The 15524-nt window shown below is 53.1% G+C and carries 19 protein-coding genes; 5 read left to right on the top strand and 14 right to left on the bottom strand.

What is annotated here, in order from left to right; all coding sequences use genetic code 11:
* Positions 1-9 precede the first annotated feature (9 nt).
* From mltC to mutY, 3 genes are all read right to left on the bottom strand, one after another.
* Entirely contained in the window at positions 10-1146 is a 1137-nt protein-coding gene (gene mltC / locus C9I99_RS16530) for a membrane-bound lytic murein transglycosylase MltC (protein ID WP_107349975.1), read from the bottom strand.
* Positions 1147-1251: 105 nt separating this feature from the next.
* Positions 1252-1524 (bottom strand): oxidative damage protection protein, encoded by a 273-nt coding sequence (locus tag C9I99_RS16525; protein WP_107349974.1) that lies wholly within the window; start codon positions 1522-1524, stop codon positions 1252-1254.
* Between the two features lie 67 nt (positions 1525-1591).
* On the bottom strand, positions 1592-2650 hold the full coding sequence (gene mutY, locus C9I99_RS16520) for an A/G-specific adenine glycosylase (RefSeq protein WP_107349973.1): 1059 nt from the start codon (positions 2648-2650) through the stop codon (positions 1592-1594).
* A 155-nt stretch (positions 2651-2805) separates the two neighbouring features.
* On the opposite strand from mutY, the gene trmB reads away from it, so the two are divergent.
* The 3 genes from trmB to C9I99_RS16505 all read left to right on the top strand — a co-directional run bounded on the left by trmB (position 2806) and on the right by C9I99_RS16505 (position 5024).
* Positions 2806-3543: a tRNA (guanosine(46)-N7)-methyltransferase TrmB gene (trmB, locus tag C9I99_RS16515; protein ID WP_107349972.1), complete on the top strand. Its 738-nt coding sequence runs from the start codon at positions 2806-2808 to the stop codon at positions 3541-3543.
* Positions 3544-3647: 104 nt separating this feature from the next.
* Positions 3648-4568 (top strand): glutaminase B, encoded by a 921-nt coding sequence (glsB, locus tag C9I99_RS16510; RefSeq protein WP_107349971.1) that lies wholly within the window; start codon positions 3648-3650, stop codon positions 4566-4568.
* Between the two features lie 54 nt (positions 4569-4622).
* Positions 4623-5024 (top strand): YggN family protein, encoded by a 402-nt coding sequence (locus C9I99_RS16505; RefSeq protein WP_107349970.1) that lies wholly within the window; start codon positions 4623-4625, stop codon positions 5022-5024.
* A 98-nt stretch (positions 5025-5122) separates the two neighbouring features.
* Here the strand turns inward: C9I99_RS16505 and hemW are convergent, their stop codons facing one another.
* The 7 genes from hemW to C9I99_RS16470 form a co-directional block, all read right to left on the bottom strand.
* Positions 5123-6289 carry a radical SAM family heme chaperone HemW gene (hemW, locus tag C9I99_RS16500; protein WP_107349969.1) on the bottom strand — a complete coding sequence of 389 codons (1167 nt, stop codon included), beginning with the start codon at positions 6287-6289 and terminating at the stop codon, positions 5123-5125.
* 3 nt (positions 6290-6292) lie between these two features.
* Complete coding sequence (locus C9I99_RS16495) at positions 6293-6886, bottom strand: XTP/dITP diphosphatase (RefSeq protein WP_107349968.1); 594 nt, start codon at positions 6884-6886, stop codon at positions 6293-6295.
* Positions 6887-6998: 112 nt separating this feature from the next.
* Positions 6999-7436, bottom strand: a complete 438-nt coding sequence (locus C9I99_RS16490; RefSeq protein ID WP_107349967.1) for a DUF4426 domain-containing protein — start codon at positions 7434-7436, stop codon at positions 6999-7001.
* 145 nt (positions 7437-7581) lie between these two features.
* Complete coding sequence (gene yggU / locus C9I99_RS16485) at positions 7582-7875, bottom strand: DUF167 family protein YggU (RefSeq protein WP_107349966.1); 294 nt, start codon at positions 7873-7875, stop codon at positions 7582-7584.
* Complete coding sequence (locus C9I99_RS16480) at positions 7872-8426, bottom strand: YggT family protein (RefSeq protein WP_107349965.1); 555 nt, start codon at positions 8424-8426, stop codon at positions 7872-7874. The genes yggU and C9I99_RS16480 overlap by 4 nt, the downstream gene beginning before the upstream one ends.
* Positions 8427-8435: 9 nt before the next feature.
* Entirely contained in the window at positions 8436-9254 is an 819-nt protein-coding gene (gene proC / locus C9I99_RS16475; protein WP_107349964.1) for a pyrroline-5-carboxylate reductase, read from the bottom strand.
* Positions 9255-9353: 99 nt separating this feature from the next.
* Positions 9354-10055, bottom strand: a complete 702-nt coding sequence (locus tag C9I99_RS16470; RefSeq protein ID WP_107349963.1) for a YggS family pyridoxal phosphate-dependent enzyme — start codon at positions 10053-10055, stop codon at positions 9354-9356.
* Positions 10056-10078: 23 nt separating this feature from the next.
* Here C9I99_RS16470 and C9I99_RS16465 point away from each other — a divergent pair, with 23 nt between their 5' ends.
* Positions 10079-11116 carry a type IV pilus twitching motility protein PilT gene (locus C9I99_RS16465; protein WP_107349962.1) on the top strand — a complete coding sequence of 346 codons (1038 nt, stop codon included), beginning with the start codon at positions 10079-10081 and terminating at the stop codon, positions 11114-11116.
* A gap of 14 nt (positions 11117-11130) precedes the next feature.
* Positions 11131-12237: a PilT/PilU family type 4a pilus ATPase gene (locus C9I99_RS16460; protein WP_107349961.1), complete on the top strand. Its 1107-nt coding sequence runs from the start codon at positions 11131-11133 to the stop codon at positions 12235-12237.
* 339 nt (positions 12238-12576) lie between these two features.
* Here the strand turns inward: C9I99_RS16460 and ruvX are convergent, their stop codons facing one another.
* The 4 genes from ruvX to rsmE all read right to left on the bottom strand — a co-directional run bounded on the left by ruvX (position 12577) and on the right by rsmE (position 15406).
* A complete protein-coding gene (ruvX, locus tag C9I99_RS16450; protein ID WP_107349959.1) occupies positions 12577-13005 on the bottom strand; it encodes a Holliday junction resolvase RuvX in 429 nt (142 codons plus the stop codon).
* Positions 13002-13565: a YqgE/AlgH family protein gene (locus C9I99_RS16445; protein WP_107349958.1), complete on the bottom strand. Its 564-nt coding sequence runs from the start codon at positions 13563-13565 to the stop codon at positions 13002-13004. Before C9I99_RS16445 ends, ruvX begins: the two co-directional genes overlap by 4 nt.
* Positions 13566-13709: 144 nt before the next feature.
* Complete coding sequence (gene gshB, locus C9I99_RS16440) at positions 13710-14657, bottom strand: glutathione synthase (protein ID WP_107349957.1); 948 nt, start codon at positions 14655-14657, stop codon at positions 13710-13712.
* A gap of 17 nt (positions 14658-14674) precedes the next feature.
* Positions 14675-15406 carry a 16S rRNA (uracil(1498)-N(3))-methyltransferase gene (gene rsmE / locus C9I99_RS16435; RefSeq protein WP_107349956.1) on the bottom strand — a complete coding sequence of 244 codons (732 nt, stop codon included), beginning with the start codon at positions 15404-15406 and terminating at the stop codon, positions 14675-14677.
* Positions 15407-15524 lie beyond the last annotated feature (118 nt).

Below are 15524 nucleotides of genomic sequence, written 5' to 3'. Positions count from 1 at the left end.
GTCATAGCGTCAGATTTTTCCTTGGTTAAATTCTTTTTGGAATGCGGTGACTTTTTCCAAATACCTTCTGGCTTCGGCATTGCGGTGCTTGTTGGTCAGTGCCCAGTAGACTTGATTTGGTTGTAAACTGTTCAAATCGTTCATCGCCCGCTTGCGATCACTGCTGTGAAACGTATTGAGTACTCCACCCGTTCCACCGTTGTAAGCCGAGATCATGCTGTAATGGAGCGACAGCGGATCACGGACGTCTTTCAAATACCGGGTACGCAGGATGTAGAAGTAGGCTGTGCCGGTATCAATATTCCGCGCGGGATCAAACAGGTACTCAGGTGTCGGTATGCCTGGCTTGTTTTTCACTAGCTTGAACACATCGGCCCCGGCGGTTTTTGGTACTACCTGCATCAGGCCGTAGGCATTGGCATGGCTGACCGCGTAGGGGTTGAAACTGCTCTCGGTTTTGATAATGGCATAGATCAGATCTTCGGCAATGCCGTAACGGCGGGAGGCGTCGCGAACAATACTGGCATACTTGTAACCTCGCTGGTTGGCGTGATCGGCCACCATTGGGATTTCAACATAATAGACTTGGTGGAAGCGCTCCGAGCGCTTTTTCATTTTGCCGTCGATCAAATAATCGGCGAAGCGGTTGGCGCGCCATGACCATTCGATAGGCTTGCCCTCATTGTCGAGCACCTGGCCATAGAGGAATGGCTTGCCGCTCAACTCGATGGCCGAATCGGAATACAGGTCGACGCCGCCAGGGTTGTCCGGTGTCAGTAGGGTGGTGGTGATGGCTTCCTTGAGGTGCTTGGTCGGTTCGGTTTTCGCGACGGTTTCGACGATAACCACGCCACGCTCGAAGTCAACATGGGCGCGGCTACGGTAACCGTCGGTGTACTTAACGTATTGACGCTTGCTGGCGACCAGTGAGTCGTTATCCCCCCAATAGCGTTTTACCTGACCGTTGAAGGAGTTCATCAGCCTGTCGAGGGCGGCAGTGTCTTGGGTGAACTGGCCGGGCAACGGGGCGAGGTTGTTGGCAAAACGGTTGGTGGTGGAGTAGTCGACATCGTAGAGTTTTTCGATAAACTCCCGGCTACAGCCGCTCAGTAGGAGCAGGGACAAAAACAGCGCGCGTAATCTCATAGTTCCCGGAATAAGAAAAAGGCACCTTACCAAAGATGCCTGAATTAGTGACTGATATGCTTCCCTTGAGTTAAACGACCAAGCGCGGGGGAAGCATTAGCGGAATTATTCGCTCGGCGGCGTGTAGCCGTCGATAATGACATCTTGGCCTTCGAACAAGAAGTTCACCATTTCGGTTTCCAGCAGCTTACGGTGCGCCGGATCCATCATGTTCAGTTTTTTCTCGTTGATCAGCATTGTCTGCTTGCCTTGCCACTCGGTCCAGGCTTCCTTCGAGATGTTGTCGAAAATACGCTTGCCCAGTTCACCTGGATAAAGTTGGAAATCTAGGCCTTCCGCGTCTTTATTTAGGCGGGCACAAAATACGGTACGGCTCATCAGGGAGCTCCTTCGTTATAACGTTGATTCGGTAGCTTGGGTATAGTTATACCATGCTTGTACGTTTCTATCTATTTAGCTCGTAGCGCAGGCTCTCGAGGATCTGCTGTACCGGCGCTGCCAGCCCAATCTCTGCGGGTTGGTTGAGGTTATACCACTGGCCATTGCCCGCTTCGCTGATACCGTTGGGCTGCTCGGAAAGGCGCAATTTTACCGGCACGATATCCAAGTGATAATGACTGAAGGTATGGCGGAATGCGTTGAGCTGCTCTTGCTCACAGATGATCTCTAATTGATCAATTCGCTGCTCGATCACCGGAGTAAGATCGGCGTGATCCTGCTGCGGGAAGCACCAAAGGCCACCCCAGATCCCCGCCGGTGGGCGCTTTTCCAACCAGACATATTCGCCATACTGGAAAATGGCAAACCAAGCTTGCTTTTCCGGTAGGGTTTTCTTCGGTTTCTTGCCCGGAAATTCGGCTTGTCTGGCCTGGGCCTTGGCTTCACAGCGTTCGGCGACGGGGCAAAGTTCGCATTTGGGCTTGCTGCGGGTACAGATCATCGCCCCCATATCCATCATGGCTTGGTTATAACGCTCGACGCCTTGGGCCGGGGTGTTGGCCTCGGCTATTTCCCACAGTTGGTTTTCGACCGGCTTTTTACCCGGCCAGCCTTCAACGGCATAGCATCGGGCCAACGTGCGCTTTACGTTGCCATCCAAGATAGGGTGGTGTTGCTTGAGCGACAGTGACAGGACCGCGCCAGCGGTTGAGCGGCCGATCCCCGGCAGGGCAATGACCTGCTCGATGTCGGTCGGGAAAGTGCCGTTATGGTGGTCAACGATATGCTTGGCGGCTTTATGTAGGTTTCTCGCTCGGGCGTAGTAGCCAAGCCCGGTCCACAAGTGCAGCACTTCGTCTTGTTCGGCTGCCGCAAGCTCGGCGACGGTAGGGAAGCGTTCGATGAAGCGTTCAAAGTACGGGATCACCGTGGCGACTTGGGTTTGCTGTAGCATGATTTCCGACAGCCAGACCTTGTAGGGGGTCTTTTGCTGTTGCCATGGCAGGGTTTTCCGGCCAAATTTGTCATACCACGCTAAAATGGCATCAGAGAAGGTATTGGTCACAGTTTCAAGCTCACTTTACTGACAGCCGTCTTCGCCTGTCTTATTTTTGGCCCTGATTGCACCATAAAGTCCGGGTCGTCGCAATCGATAGACTTGCACTTGCGCTGTAACTTTGGATAATGCCGTTCCGTTTCTTTTTTGTTTGGATAGTAAGCATGAGCGAAGTTTCAAAAAAGTCAGGTGAAGTGACCCTGAACGAATTTACCGAAGACGGCAAGCTGGTACGTAAGGTACGAAGCTTTGTTCGTCGCGAAGGTCGCTTGACCAAGGGCCAGGAAGCGGCCATGGACAATAACTGGGCGGCCATGGGTATCGACTTCGCTCAGCAGATGCTGGACTGGAAAGAAGTATTTAATAACGATAACCCAGTTACACTGGAAATCGGCTTTGGTATGGGCGCCTCTCTGGTTGAGATGGCCAAGAATTCCCCAGAGAAAAACTTCATCGGTATTGAAGTGCATAGCCCAGGCGTGGGTGCTTGCTTGATGGGCGCAGAAGAAGCGGGTCTGACTAACCTACGTGTCATGTGTCACGACGGTGTCGAAGTGTTCGAGCACATGATCCCGGACGGTAGCCTTGATTGCGTACAGTTGTTCTTCCCTGATCCATGGCACAAGGCGCGTCATCACAAGCGTCGTATCGTGCAGCCAGCATTCGCAGAGATGTTGCGCAAGAAGTTGAAGATCGGTGGTATCTTCCACATGGCAACAGACTGGGAAAACTACGCGGAGCACATGGTTGAAGTGATGGACGCTGCACCGGGTTATCGCAACACGGCAACAGACGGTGCTTACATCCCGCGCCCTGAAGATCGTCCGCTGACCAAATTTGAAGCCCGCGGCCACCGTTTGGGCCATGGCGTATGGGACATGAAATACGCGCGTACCGAGTAAGTCTCAAGCGCATTTTGGCAAGGTATTGCCAAGCACCGCAGGGTGTATCAGTTGTTCGAAAAAAGCCAACCTCGTGTTGGCTTTTTTATCCTTGGAGAAAAGTAATGAAACCAACAGAGCAGTTGCTAAACGAGATTTTAGATGAAGTCAGACCGCTGATCGGCAAAGGAAAAGTGGCTGATTATATCCCGGCATTGGCGGAAGTTCCGGCCAGTAAATTGGGGATTGCTGTGTGTTATAACGACGGTGAAATTATCCAGGCTGGCGATAGCGAGGAAGGGTTCTCGATCCAGTCGATCTCCAAGGCGTTGAGCCTGACATTGGCGATGACATTGTATCAGCCGGATGAGATCTGGCAGCGGGTCGGCAAAGAGCCGTCGGGCCATGCTTTCAACTCGATGATCCAGCTCGAGCTAGAAAACGGTATTCCACGCAACCCGTTTATCAATGCCGGGGCGCTGGTGGTGTCGGATCTGCTGCACAGCCGTTTGTCTGCCCCGCAATACCGGATGCTGGAGTTGGTGCGCGGTCTGGCCCAGAACCCGCATATTTGCTACGACAAGGTCGTGGCCGCCTCGGAGATGCAGCACAGTGATCGCAATGCCTCGATTGCTTATCTGATGCGCTCTTTCGGCAACTTCGACAACGAGGTGATGCCGGTGCTGACCAATTACTTCAGCTATTGTGCCCTGAAAATGAGTTGTGTTGATTTGGCCAAAACTTTCAGCTACTTGGCAAATAAAGGGCTTCCTTTGGGCGCAAAAAAAACAATTATCACCCAAACTCAATGTAAGCAAATGAATGCACTGCTGGCGACCTGCGGGTTGTACGATGGGGCAGGAGAATTTGCATATCGGGTAGGTATGCCGGGCAAGTCTGGAGTCGGTGGCGGGATCATTGCCATCGTTCCCGGTGAAATGGCCATCGCCGTATGGTCGCCAGAGCTGGATCCTTCGGGTAACTCTCTGGCCGGTACAGCTGCCCTCGAATTGCTGGCTGAGCGGATCGGCCGTTCAATTTTTTAACGGGGTAACGCGGGTCGACCAACCTTAGCCTGCCCCGGTTATGGGGAGAGGCTTATGCTGTTGCGTGTTTGCGGGTATCAATTAGCGGTTGTCGGGTTTGCCTTGTCACTGGGGGCCCAAGCCAGTGACGCTCCGGTGTGCCAGTTTGAGTGGCACAACAGTCTGAGTATGCAGGATGGGGCGCTCAATCTGGAGTTGAAGGGAGAGAGTTTTCAGATCCAGCCCAGTGGCCAGCTGTATTTCGGGGTACACAAGGTTCAGCTCAATGACGAGCAATCTGCACTGCTGGCTGATTATCACCGTCTTATGCTCGATGATCTGCCCTATACCTTGTCCCACTCCCAGTTGATCGACCAGAAGCTGTGCGATCAGGTGGCAATGCGCCAAGCGAAGGAAAGCGAAATCCAATCCCAAATTCCCGCCCTCAAACGCTGGCAGAGCGTCACCCTAAATTGATGCCGCTACCCCTGTTGCAAAGTAGTAGAGCAAACCAAGCATAAACGCGTGTAGCTCCGGCCGAGAATATCGGTTTGGGCTACTCGCGGATTGAGTCGTTAATCTTGCTCGTCTTCGTCTACAAAGGCCGCTAGCAGATCGTTGAGGAACAATTTGCCGTGTTCGGTGATCTGCCACTGCTCGCCCTTATCTTCCAGGTAGTTTTGCTCAAGTGCCCAGTTGATAGGCCCTTCAATGCTCGATAACGGTAAGCCAGTACGATCGACATACTCTTGTTTCGGGCAGGCTTCTAGCAGGCGGAAGCGGTTCATAAAGAACTCGAACGGGCGCTCGCTGGCAGCAACCTGGTTTTCCTGATCCAGATACGGCTTGGCCGGGTTGAGGTAGCCGCGTGGGTGCTTGACCTTCACGGTACGGGTAATGGTACCGTCAGCAAAGCTCAGCTTGCCGTGGGCACCGCAACCGATCCCCAGATAGTCGCCGAAGCGCCAGTAGTTGAGGTTGTGGCGACACTGGCGGCCCGGTTTGCTGTAGCCGGATATTTCGTACTGGACGTAGCCCGCTTCGGCCAGCAGCTGGTGGCCTTGTTCGAAGATATCCCATAGGTCATCGTCATCTGGCAGTACCGGCGGCTTGGAGTAGAACAGAGTGTTGGGTTCGATAGTCAGCTGATACCAAGACAAGTGCGGTGGCTGCAAGGCGATGGCCTGTTTCAGATCCGACAGGGCGTCATCGATACTCTGATCCGGCAGGCCGTGCATCAGATCGATATTGAAACTGTCGAGTCCGGCCTCTTTGGCCAGCCCTGCGGCAGTAATGGCTTCTTTGCTGCCATGGATCCGGCCAAGGCGCTTGAGTTTTTCGTCTTGGAAACTCTGGATACCAATCGAGATGCGGTTGACTCCCACCGCGCGGTAGGCGTTGAAGCGGCCGGCCTCGACGGTGCCAGGGTTGGCTTCCATGGTGATTTCGATATCGTCGCTAAACGGGATCCGCTGCTTGACGGCCTCAAGCAAGCGGCCGATTTGCGGTGCGGAGATCAGGCTTGGGGTACCACCACCGATGAAGATGGAATGCAGCTGCCGGGCTTGGCGATTGAGATCATAGTTAGCCAAGTCGGTATCGAGATCTTCGATAAGGGCATCGATGTAATCGAGCTCCGGGATATCTGTTTTCAGCGCATGGGAGTTGAAGTCGCAATAAGGGCACTTCTGGACACACCATGGGATATGGATATACAGGCTCAGTGGTGGTGGTACTAGCATGGTTTATGCTTCCTTCAGGGCAGCAAAAAGTTTGGTAAGGGCTTTGCCGCGGTGTGAGAGTTGTTTCTTGCGGGCTGGTTCAAGCTGCGCGGATGAACATTGGTCTTCCGGTACCCAGAAAATGGGATCATAACCAAAGCCATTCTCACCGTGGGCTTCGGTCAGGATCTGGCCTTCCCAGCTACCGTGGCAGACGAGCGGGGTAGGATCATTCTCGTGGCGCATCATAACCAGTACGCAATGGAAACGGGCGGTACGCTGCTCTGGCGCGACCCCTTCCATTTCTGTGAGCAGTTTTTGCAGATTGTCTTCATCAGAGGCATCAACACCGGCGAAGCGGGCAGAATAGATCCCCGGTGCGCCCTTGAGGTAGTCGACTTCAAGACCTGAGTCATCGGCAATCGCGGGTAAGCCGGTTTCCTTGGCGGCATGGCGCGCTTTGATGATAGCGTTTTCGATAAAGGTGGTGCCAGTCTCGGCAACCGAAGAGACGTTGTAATCGCTTTGGGCAACCACATCGAAGCCGAAATCGGCCAACAGGCTAGCCATTTCTTTCACTTTGCCCTGATTGCCAGTAGCCAGTACTAATTTGCTCATCACAGTTCCTCACAATAAAGAGGGCGCTATCTTATCTCACTGCCCGGAAATTAAAAGGGGAGCACTAGGCTCCCTGTGTAGATACAGATACTAAGCAGCCGGCAATGTCGGTTCAGTCGACATAAAATGTCTGGTTAAAGTCGATGCTGCCTCGGGTGCCGTTGTGAGACATGTCGATGGAGAAATTGAAGCGCTCTTCATTGGCATGTTTGATTTCGGCGATGTAATAAATCGCCTTGCCTTCCCTTATCTCGCGAAAAGACAGGTTCTTTATGCTGCCGAGCAGGTTTTTAGCCTGGCCGTTAAGTACCGCGGTTACCGCTGGTTTTCCCGGCTTACCTGCATCAAGTACGGTGATATTGATCACGGCGGAGTATCGGCTGCGCTGGATTTTATAGGTACTGGCAACGTCGGGGGTAAGAAACGTGGATGGGAAGCTGGAGTAGTGAACCTCCAAATTACCGATTTTTTCGAACTGCTCGGCATGGGCCGGGAGGCTGGCCCCCAGGCTGGTTAGCAACAGGGCAAATAGGCTGAAAAAACGAGTCATTTAATTATCCTTTTATACGCACTGGGTCGGGGGTTGTCCCTGTACCGGGAGTGGGTATTGCTTAGTTCCATTATAGTCAGACGACGTCGCCTGATGAAAAACAGCCCGGCGTCTTGGGGGACGCCGGGCTGGAAACCGCAGTCGGTTATAACAGAGCTTTGATGGGCTCCGGGACAACTTTGGGGGCGGTGATACGTACTTGCTTGTGACGACCAAGCTCCCCTTTCTCGATGTCAATCTGCCCCTTGGCGACCTTGAACTGCTTGGACAGGTATTTGGTCAGATGGGCATTGGCCTTGCCATCAACCGGCGGGGCGGTGATCGCCACTTTGATTTCATCGCCATGCAGGCCAACCATTTGGTCACGGCTGGCCTTGGGCTGAATATAGAGCCGTAAAATCAGATCGTCACCATCAAGGTAAACGGCCTGTTGGCTCATAGCTGGAACCAGATTGGACCGACAACATCACCGATCAGGAAATTGGCAAACTGCAGGCCCAGAAATAGCACCAAGACACTCAGATCCAAGCCACCCATTGCTGGGATAATACGGCGGATAGGGGCTGTCAATGGCTCGGTAAGTTGGTGCATCACATATTCAACAGGGCTACGGCCCTGGCTGACCCAGCTTAGGATCGCGCGTAGCAGCAGTACCCAGAACAGCAGGCCACCGGCGGCTTTCAGCAGCGACAGGGCACCAATCCAGAAATATTCAGGGGTAAACATAAAGCCACCGCCCAGCACCAGCTGCAGGAGGATGAATTTACCCATGCTCAGAATGTAGGCAAACAGCAGCGTGGCGACATCCAGTGAGCCGATGGACGGAATAATGCGTCGCAGCGGGCCGACGACCGGCTGGGTTGCCTTGACGATAAACTGTGAAAACGGATTGTAGAAATCGGCACGCGCCCACTGGAGCCAGATGCGCAGCAGCACGACCATAATGTAGAGATCAAACAGGGTACTGACAAGAAAACCAATTGAGTTCATATACTAACCTTAAAATAATTTTTCCATTTCTTCAGCGCGGGAAACGGCAGCACGCATTGCTTTTGCTACGGTATCACTAAGTTGGCACTCGTTGAAAGTGCGGATTGCCTCGGCGGTTGTGCCGCCTTTTGAGGTCACCTGGGCACGCAGGGTCGCCAGATCGGTATCCGGGTTGGCAACGACCATTTCTGCCGCACCAAGCGCCGACTGCTGTACCAACATACGGGCTTGATCAGGGGTGAAACCTTGCTTGATCGCTTCTTCCTGCATGGCTTCCATAAACAGGAAGAAGTAAGCAGGGGCACTGCCGGCAGCAGCAATAATACCGTTAATTCCCGATTCTTGCTCTACCCAGCAGACTTCGCCGACAGCCTGCATTAAGTGTTCGGCAAATTGACGATCATTGGGGTTGATATGGCTAGAGGCGAACAGGCCGCTCATCCCTTTACCAATCAGTGATGGCGTGTTGGGCATTACGCGCACCAGACTCAAGTTGGTTGCCAGCATCTGATTGAGGCGTTCGGCACTGATGCCAGCGGCGATTGAGATCACCAGCTTGCCGGAAAAGTCGAGGATCTGCAGCGGGCGGCATACGTCTTCCATCAGCTGGGGCTTAACGGCCAGTACAATGACATCGGCATCGGAAGCGGCGCTGAGGTTATTGTCGGTGGTGTGGATCCCGTAATCACGGGCCAACGGCTCGCGGCGGGCTGAGCTTGGTGCGGTTGCGGTGATTTTGTCTGGCGCATAGCCGCTGGCAACGAGGCCGGCGATAATCGAGCGGGCCATGTTACCGGCACCAATGAAGGCGATCGCGCGTTGTTCCATGTTACATCCTTTGTGTATTCAAGGCCGGGAGGGACAATGACGTCCTTCCTAGACGTTATAATTGTGTGGCTATTATATACCCAAGTTATTCTCGCTGAACTACGAATAATCACGGGCGCCAAAAATAGCCGTGCCAATCCGGACGATGGTGCTGCCGGCGGCAACGGCGGCATCCAGATCGCCACTCATTCCCATCGACAGGGTATCAAGTTGCGGGTGTTTTGCCTTGAGCTTGTTCATTGTCTCGGCCAGGCTGGAAAATGCGGCGAACTGGCTGTCGTAGTCATCGGCTTTTTGCGGGATCGACATCAGGCCACGTAATACCAAGTTTGGCATGGTGGCGATTTCATCTGCCAGCGCGGCAACGTCATCAAAAGCCAGTCCCGACTTGGAGTCTTCACCGCTGGTGTTGACCTGAAGCAGGATATTGAGCGGCGGCATCTCTGCCGGGCGCTGTTCGCTGAGGCGGCGGGCGATCTTGGCGCGGTCGACCGAGTGGACCCAGTCGAAGTGCTCGGCAATCGGACGGGTCTTGTTGGACTGGATCGGGCCGATGAAGTGCCAGCTCAATGATGAAGCGATGCTTTGCTGGGCAAAGTACTGGACTTTTTCGACGCCTTCTTGCACATAGTTTTCGCCAAATGCCCGATGGCCAGCGGCAATCGCTTCCTCTATCGCGGCGATAGGCTTGGTTTTGCTGACTGCAAGCAGTTGCACCGATTCGGCATCTCTACCGCATTTTTCTGTTGCCAGGCCGATCTGGGTGATGACCTGTTCAATATTTTGCTTGATACTATTCATAATTGATTCTATGGGGAAAATTGATGGATATCACCGAACTACTGGACTTTAGTGTAAAGCATAACGCCTCTGATCTGCACCTTTCAGCTGGTGTTCCGCCGATGATCCGGGTTGATGGCGATGTGCGCAAGCTGAGTTTACCAGCGTTGGAGCATGCAGAAGTACACCGTCTGGTATTCGATATAATGAACGATGCCCAGCGACGGGAGTTTGAAGAGCGGCTAGAAGTCGATTTCTCATTTGAATTACCCGATGTTGGCCGTTTTCGTGTCAATGCCTTCAAGCAGGCGAGGGGCAGCGCAGCGGTATTCAGGACGATACCGGTCAAGATCCCGACCCTGGAATCACTGGGGGTGCCTGACGTGTTTTATCAGATCGCCCAGCTTCCACGCGGATTAGTGTTGGTGACCGGGGCAACAGGCTCGGGTAAATCGACCACGATTGCTGCGTTGGTCGATTACATCAACGAGAATTCAAATTGCCATATCCTGACCATTGAAGATCCGGTGGAATTCATCCATACCGGAAAACGCTGTCTTATCAACCAGCGTGAGGTACACCGTGATACCCACAGTTTCCATAATGCCCTACGCTCTTCGCTGCGTGAAGATCCCGATGTGATTGTGGTCGGTGAGCTCCGTGACCGTGAGACGATCAGCTTGGCCCTGACGGCGGCAGAAACCGGCCATTTGGTGCTGGGAACCTTGCATACCAGTTCGGCGGCCAAGACCGTCGATAGGATCATCGATGTATTCCCGGGCAATGACAAGGCGATGGTGCGATCCATGTTGTCGGAGTCGCTACGCGCTGTGGTATCACAGAACCTGCTCAAGTGTACCAGTGGTGGCCGTGTTGCTGCCCACGAGGTGATGATGGCGACACCGGCGATTCGTAACTTGATCCGGGAGGACAAAGTGGCGCAGATGTTCTCGATGATCCAGACCGGCTCGGCAATGGGCATGCAGACCATGGATCAGAGTGTCAAGATGCTGGTCGCCCAGGGGCTGGTGGAGGCCGAAGAAGGACGCCGGGTAGTCGACTCTGGCTTTTCGCAGTTTTAGTGGGGATAGAGATAATGACGTTACAGTATGCACTTAACGAGATGGTCAGCCGCAAGGCCTCGGATCTCTATATTACGGTTGATTCACCTTGCTTGCTCCGTATCGATGGCAATCTTCATCCCCTTGGCGATACGCTTGATCTTACAGCCATTGAGCAGATGTTTAGCGAGGCGATGGATAGAGAGCTGGAGGCGGAATACCGTGCCAGCAAGGAAGCTAACTTTGCCTTGGTGAGGGGGGAGTACCGCTTCCGGGTCAGCGCTTTCTGGCAGCGTGAGCTGCCGGGGATGGTGATCCGCCGTATTGAAACGGAAATCCCTGACTTTCATTCACTCAGCCTGCCGATGGACATGCAGAAGATGGCGCTGGCCAAGCGTGGCCTGGTCTTGGTTGTTGGTGCGACCGGCTCGGGCAAGTCGACGTCGATGGCTGCCATGACCGGTTACCGCAATGGCAACCGCAGTGGGCATATCCTGACGGTAGAAGATCCGATTGAATTCGTGCACAAACACAATAAGTGCATCATCACCCAGCGCGAAGTGGGGCTAGATACCGAAAGCTACGAAGTGGCGCTGAAAAACTCCCTGCGCCAGGCGCCGGATATGATCCTGATCGGTGAAATCCGTACTCCCGAGACCATGGAGTATGCGATGAATTTTGCTGAGACCGGTCATCTGTGTATGGCGACCCTGCACGCCAATAATGCCAATCAGGCACTAGAGCGGATCTTGCACCTTGTACCGAAAGAGCGGCGCGAGCAGTTCCTGTTTGATTTGTCCTTGAACCTCAAGTGCATCCTGGCCCAGCAGTTGATCCCCGATGCGCATGGTATCGGCAGGCATGGTGCGTTTGAATTGCTGATCAACACCCCGAGGATCGCCGATTTGATCCGCCGCGGCGAGCTGCATGAGATCAAAGATACCATGGCCAAATCGAATGAGTCGGGGATGATGACCTTCGATCAGTCGCTCTATGACCTTTACAGCACCGGCAAGATCACCGAGCAGGATGCCTTGCACCATGCCGATTCTGCCAATGATTTACGCTTGATGATCAAAGTCGGTAACAAGAACCAGCTAAATGCGAATTCGCTGTCAGGGGTCACGGTCGACATGGGCTGATCTTATTGATCATCGCAATGGGCTTGCTGGTAACCAAAAGCATTAGGGTTGTTATGATCTTAATGCTTTTTTTGTTGATCATTTTTTTTAAGTTATTGAAGTTAATGTATATTGATTGTGAGCATGATATCAGTGTACAGGTATATGAGCTTTCGGGTTTATATAGTCCAAAAGCTGTACAAGCTGATCACACCATGAGCTGCCTGGGGGATCCAAGCCCTTTTCTTCAGATCTTAGCAAGCGTTCGCTTTTTGGTGAAAACGGAGGGGAAAGCTGTACCTGTGGGGAGGTGATGGAAAGAGTACCTGGGTTCTAGGATCGAGAACCCAGGATTTTATGTTACCCGTATTGCTGCTCGAACCAGCTTTCGAGGATCACGACAGCTGATTGAGAGTCGATATTGCCTTTGCTGAGATTACGATAGCCGCCACGATCAAACAGATCGGAGCGGGCTTCAGCGGTGCTCAGCCGTTCGTCATGCAATTCAACCTGGCAGCCGAACCGACCGTGCAGGCGGTTGGCAAATTTTTTGGCCCTTGGGGTGATGGCTTCCAGCTCGCCACCCCGCATATCCAGCGGAAGGCCGACAACAACCAAGTCCGGTTGCCATTCTTTGATGATCTTTTCAATGTCATCCCAATTAGGGATCCCGTCTTTGGCCTTCAGGGCCCCTAGTGGGCTAGCAGTGCCGGTCAGCTCTTGGCCGATGGCGACACCAATGCTTTTCGTACCGTAATCAAAAGCCAGTACGCTGCGAGAATGACTCATGCATGTCCTTGTTCTGTGGAAAGGTTAGTGGCATTGATACCCAGTTGGGCAATGGCCTTGTTCCAGCGTTCATTGATCGGGGTATTGAACACCACATCAGTATTGGCTTCCGTTGTCAGCCAGACATTTTCGATCAGCTCTTTTTCAAGCTGGCCGGCATCCCACCCCGCATAGCCCAGAGCGACCAGAAAGTTGTCAGGTGATTCACTGGTCCCGAGTAGCGAGAGAATATCTTTGGATGTGGTGATGGAGACGTCAGCGGTGACATTGATGCTTGAGCTCAAGCTACCAACCCGGTTGTGCAAAACGAAACCGCGATCGGCAGAAACGGGACCGCCGTTAAATACCGGTTGCTCAAGGCTGGATGGATCCCTGACAGGCAGTTCGCGCTCAATATCGATTTGATCAAGCATATTACCGACCGAAATTTCAATCGGCAGGTTAATGACGATACCCATTGCGCCTTCGTCGTTGTGCTCGCAAATGTAGACAACACTTCCTTTGAAATTTGGATCTTGCATGCTTGGCATGGCTACCAGAAAGTGGTTAGTCAAGTTCATGGGAAGATACCTACTACCGATCGACTTACTTACAGTATGCCGACTAATTAACAGAATTGGTATTAAAGGGAGAGGATTTAACTGCTACGTCGCCCAATCAATGCAGCCCCACCTTAATTGAGTGGGGCTGCGCTGAGTCGCCAGTTATGCGTTGACGCGTCGCTCGATCGCATCCATCAGCTTGCCAGTGATAGAGACATCAAAGGCCGCTTCGATCTCGCGGATACAGGTCGGGCTGGTGACATTGATTTCTGTCAGCTTGTCACCGATCACATCGAGGCCAACGAAGATCAGGCCTTTTTCTTTCAATACCGGGGCGACCGTTTCAGCGATCTTGCGGTCGGTCTCGCTGATAGGGCGTGCCTCACCGCGACCGCCAGCGGCCAGGTTACCACGGGTTTCGCCTTTGGCCGGGATACGGGCCAGGCAGTAAGGCATCGGCTCGCCGTCGACGACCAATATACGCTTGTCACCATTGCTGATATCTGGCACGAAGGTCTGTGCCATGCAGTAGTTCTCGCCGTGGTTGGTTAGGGTTTCGATGATCACCGACACATTCGGATCGCCTTTCATGACTCGGAAGATAGACGAGCCGCCCATCCCATCGAGAGGCTTGAGGATCACATCCCCGTGCGCCTGGTGGAAGGCTTTGATCTTGTCGGCGCGACGGGTAACGATAGTGGTTGGCGTCAGTTCAGGGAACCAGGCGGTAAACAGTTTCTCGTTGCAGTCACGCAGGCTCTGTGGCTTGTTGACGATCAGGGCGCCTTCCTCTTCAGCGCGCTCGAGAATGTAGGTCGCATAAATGTATTCGGTGTCGAATGGCGGATCCTTGCGCATCAATACCGCGTCGAGATCTGACAGTGCGATCTCTTGTTCACTGTGAAAATCAAACCAGCCGTTTGGATCTTCCTTCAGGCTAACCACACGGGTGCGGGCAATGGCTTTTCCTTGCTCCAGTGACAGGTCGTTCATTTCCATATAGTGGATTTCCCAGCCACGACGCTGGGCTTCCAACATCATGGCAAAGCTGGAATCTTTTTTAATGTTGATAGACTCGATTGGGTCCATCACGATACCCAGTTTGATCATTGCTGTATTCCTCTTGGTTAGCCCAGATCGCCGAAGCGAACTTGTAATGCGGTGATCGCAGTCATTGCTGTCGTCTCGGTACGCAGCACGCGCGGGCCTAACAATACTTCATCAAAGGTGTATTGCTCGGTCATTGAAATTTCGTCTGCGGATAAACCGCCTTCAGGACCTATCAGTAGTTTCACTTTGGTCACTGGCTCTGGCAGGGTGTTAATCGAGTAACTTGCACGAGGGTGCAAGTTCAGCTTCAAGCCGTCGTACTCTTCGGCACACCATTCTTCTAGCTTCATGATCGGGCGGATTTCCGGCACGGTGTTACGGCCACATTGCTCGCACGCGCTGATGGCGATTTTTTGCCATTGCTGGAGCTTTTTCTCGAAACGCTCGGCGTTCAGTTTTACTCCGCAACGCTCTGAAATCAGTGGGGTGATGGTATTAACGCCCAGTTCGACGGATTTCTGGATGGTAAATTCCATTTTGTCACCACGAGAAACAACTTGGCCAAGATGAATATCCAGTGGTGATTCGACACTGTTTTCAACGCGCGCCTGGATGTCCACTTCCACACTCTTCTTGCTGGCATTGGTGATCACTGCCGGAAACTCAGCATTGCTACCATCAAACAGCAGCACTTCTTGGCCGGCTTGCATGCGCATTACACGACCGACGTGGTTGGCGGCGTCTTCACTTAGCATAACGGTCCCAGAGCTTGGTAATAGCTCCGGGTGGTAAATTCGTGGGATTCTCATGGCTATCTTGTAACCTGTTGGTTGTAGTCTGGCTGCATTATATCAACTCTCTCGCTGATTGCAGGCGGTTGGTAAAGAGATGGACGCAGTAAGAGAGAAAAACAAGGGGAGCGGGGAA

Origin of the sequence: Photobacterium lutimaris (assembly GCF_003025555.1) — a bacterium.
Taxonomy (GTDB): domain Bacteria; phylum Pseudomonadota; class Gammaproteobacteria; order Enterobacterales; family Vibrionaceae; genus Photobacterium; species Photobacterium lutimaris.
The sequence above is the reverse complement of the archived record's forward strand: the minus strand, read 5'-3'. Positions and strand labels throughout refer to the sequence as shown.

What these genes read in the sequence shown, in the direction of transcription:
- proC (WP_107349964.1), bottom strand. Translation starts at nt 9,254, where the DNA reads ATGGAACAACGCGCGATCGCCTTCATTGGTGCCGGTAACATGGCCCGC.
- C9I99_RS16460 (WP_107349961.1), top strand. Translation starts at nt 11,131, where the DNA reads ATGACGTTACAGTATGCACTTAACGAGATGGTCAGCCGCAAGGCCTCG.
- C9I99_RS16525 (WP_107349974.1), bottom strand. Translation starts at nt 1,524, where the DNA reads ATGAGCCGTACCGTATTTTGTGCCCGCCTAAATAAAGACGCGGAAGGC.
- mltC (WP_107349975.1), bottom strand. Translation starts at nt 1,146, where the DNA reads ATGAGATTACGCGCGCTGTTTTTGTCCCTGCTCCTACTGAGCGGCTGT.
- rsmE (WP_107349956.1), bottom strand. Translation starts at nt 15,406, where the DNA reads ATGAGAATCCCACGAATTTACCACCCGGAGCTATTACCAAGCTCTGGG.
- hemW (WP_107349969.1), bottom strand. Translation starts at nt 6,289, where the DNA reads ATGCTAGTACCACCACCACTGAGCCTGTATATCCATATCCCATGGTGT.
- ruvX (WP_107349959.1), bottom strand. Translation starts at nt 13,005, where the DNA reads ATGAGTCATTCTCGCAGCGTACTGGCTTTTGATTACGGTACGAAAAGC.
- C9I99_RS16480 (WP_107349965.1), bottom strand. Translation starts at nt 8,426, where the DNA reads ATGAACTCAATTGGTTTTCTTGTCAGTACCCTGTTTGATCTCTACATT.
- C9I99_RS16465 (WP_107349962.1), top strand. Translation starts at nt 10,079, where the DNA reads ATGGATATCACCGAACTACTGGACTTTAGTGTAAAGCATAACGCCTCT.
- yggU (WP_107349966.1), bottom strand. Translation starts at nt 7,875, where the DNA reads ATGAGCCAACAGGCCGTTTACCTTGATGGTGACGATCTGATTTTACGG.
- C9I99_RS16445 (WP_107349958.1), bottom strand. Translation starts at nt 13,565, where the DNA reads ATGAACTTGACTAACCACTTTCTGGTAGCCATGCCAAGCATGCAAGAT.
- C9I99_RS16495 (WP_107349968.1), bottom strand. Translation starts at nt 6,886, where the DNA reads ATGAGCAAATTAGTACTGGCTACTGGCAATCAGGGCAAAGTGAAAGAA.
- glsB (WP_107349971.1), top strand. Translation starts at nt 3,648, where the DNA reads ATGAAACCAACAGAGCAGTTGCTAAACGAGATTTTAGATGAAGTCAGA.
- C9I99_RS16505 (WP_107349970.1), top strand. Translation starts at nt 4,623, where the DNA reads ATGCTGTTGCGTGTTTGCGGGTATCAATTAGCGGTTGTCGGGTTTGCC.
- trmB (WP_107349972.1), top strand. Translation starts at nt 2,806, where the DNA reads ATGAGCGAAGTTTCAAAAAAGTCAGGTGAAGTGACCCTGAACGAATTT.
- C9I99_RS16490 (WP_107349967.1), bottom strand. Translation starts at nt 7,436, where the DNA reads ATGACTCGTTTTTTCAGCCTATTTGCCCTGTTGCTAACCAGCCTGGGG.
- C9I99_RS16470 (WP_107349963.1), bottom strand. Translation starts at nt 10,055, where the DNA reads ATGAATAGTATCAAGCAAAATATTGAACAGGTCATCACCCAGATCGGC.
- gshB (WP_107349957.1), bottom strand. Translation starts at nt 14,657, where the DNA reads ATGATCAAACTGGGTATCGTGATGGACCCAATCGAGTCTATCAACATT.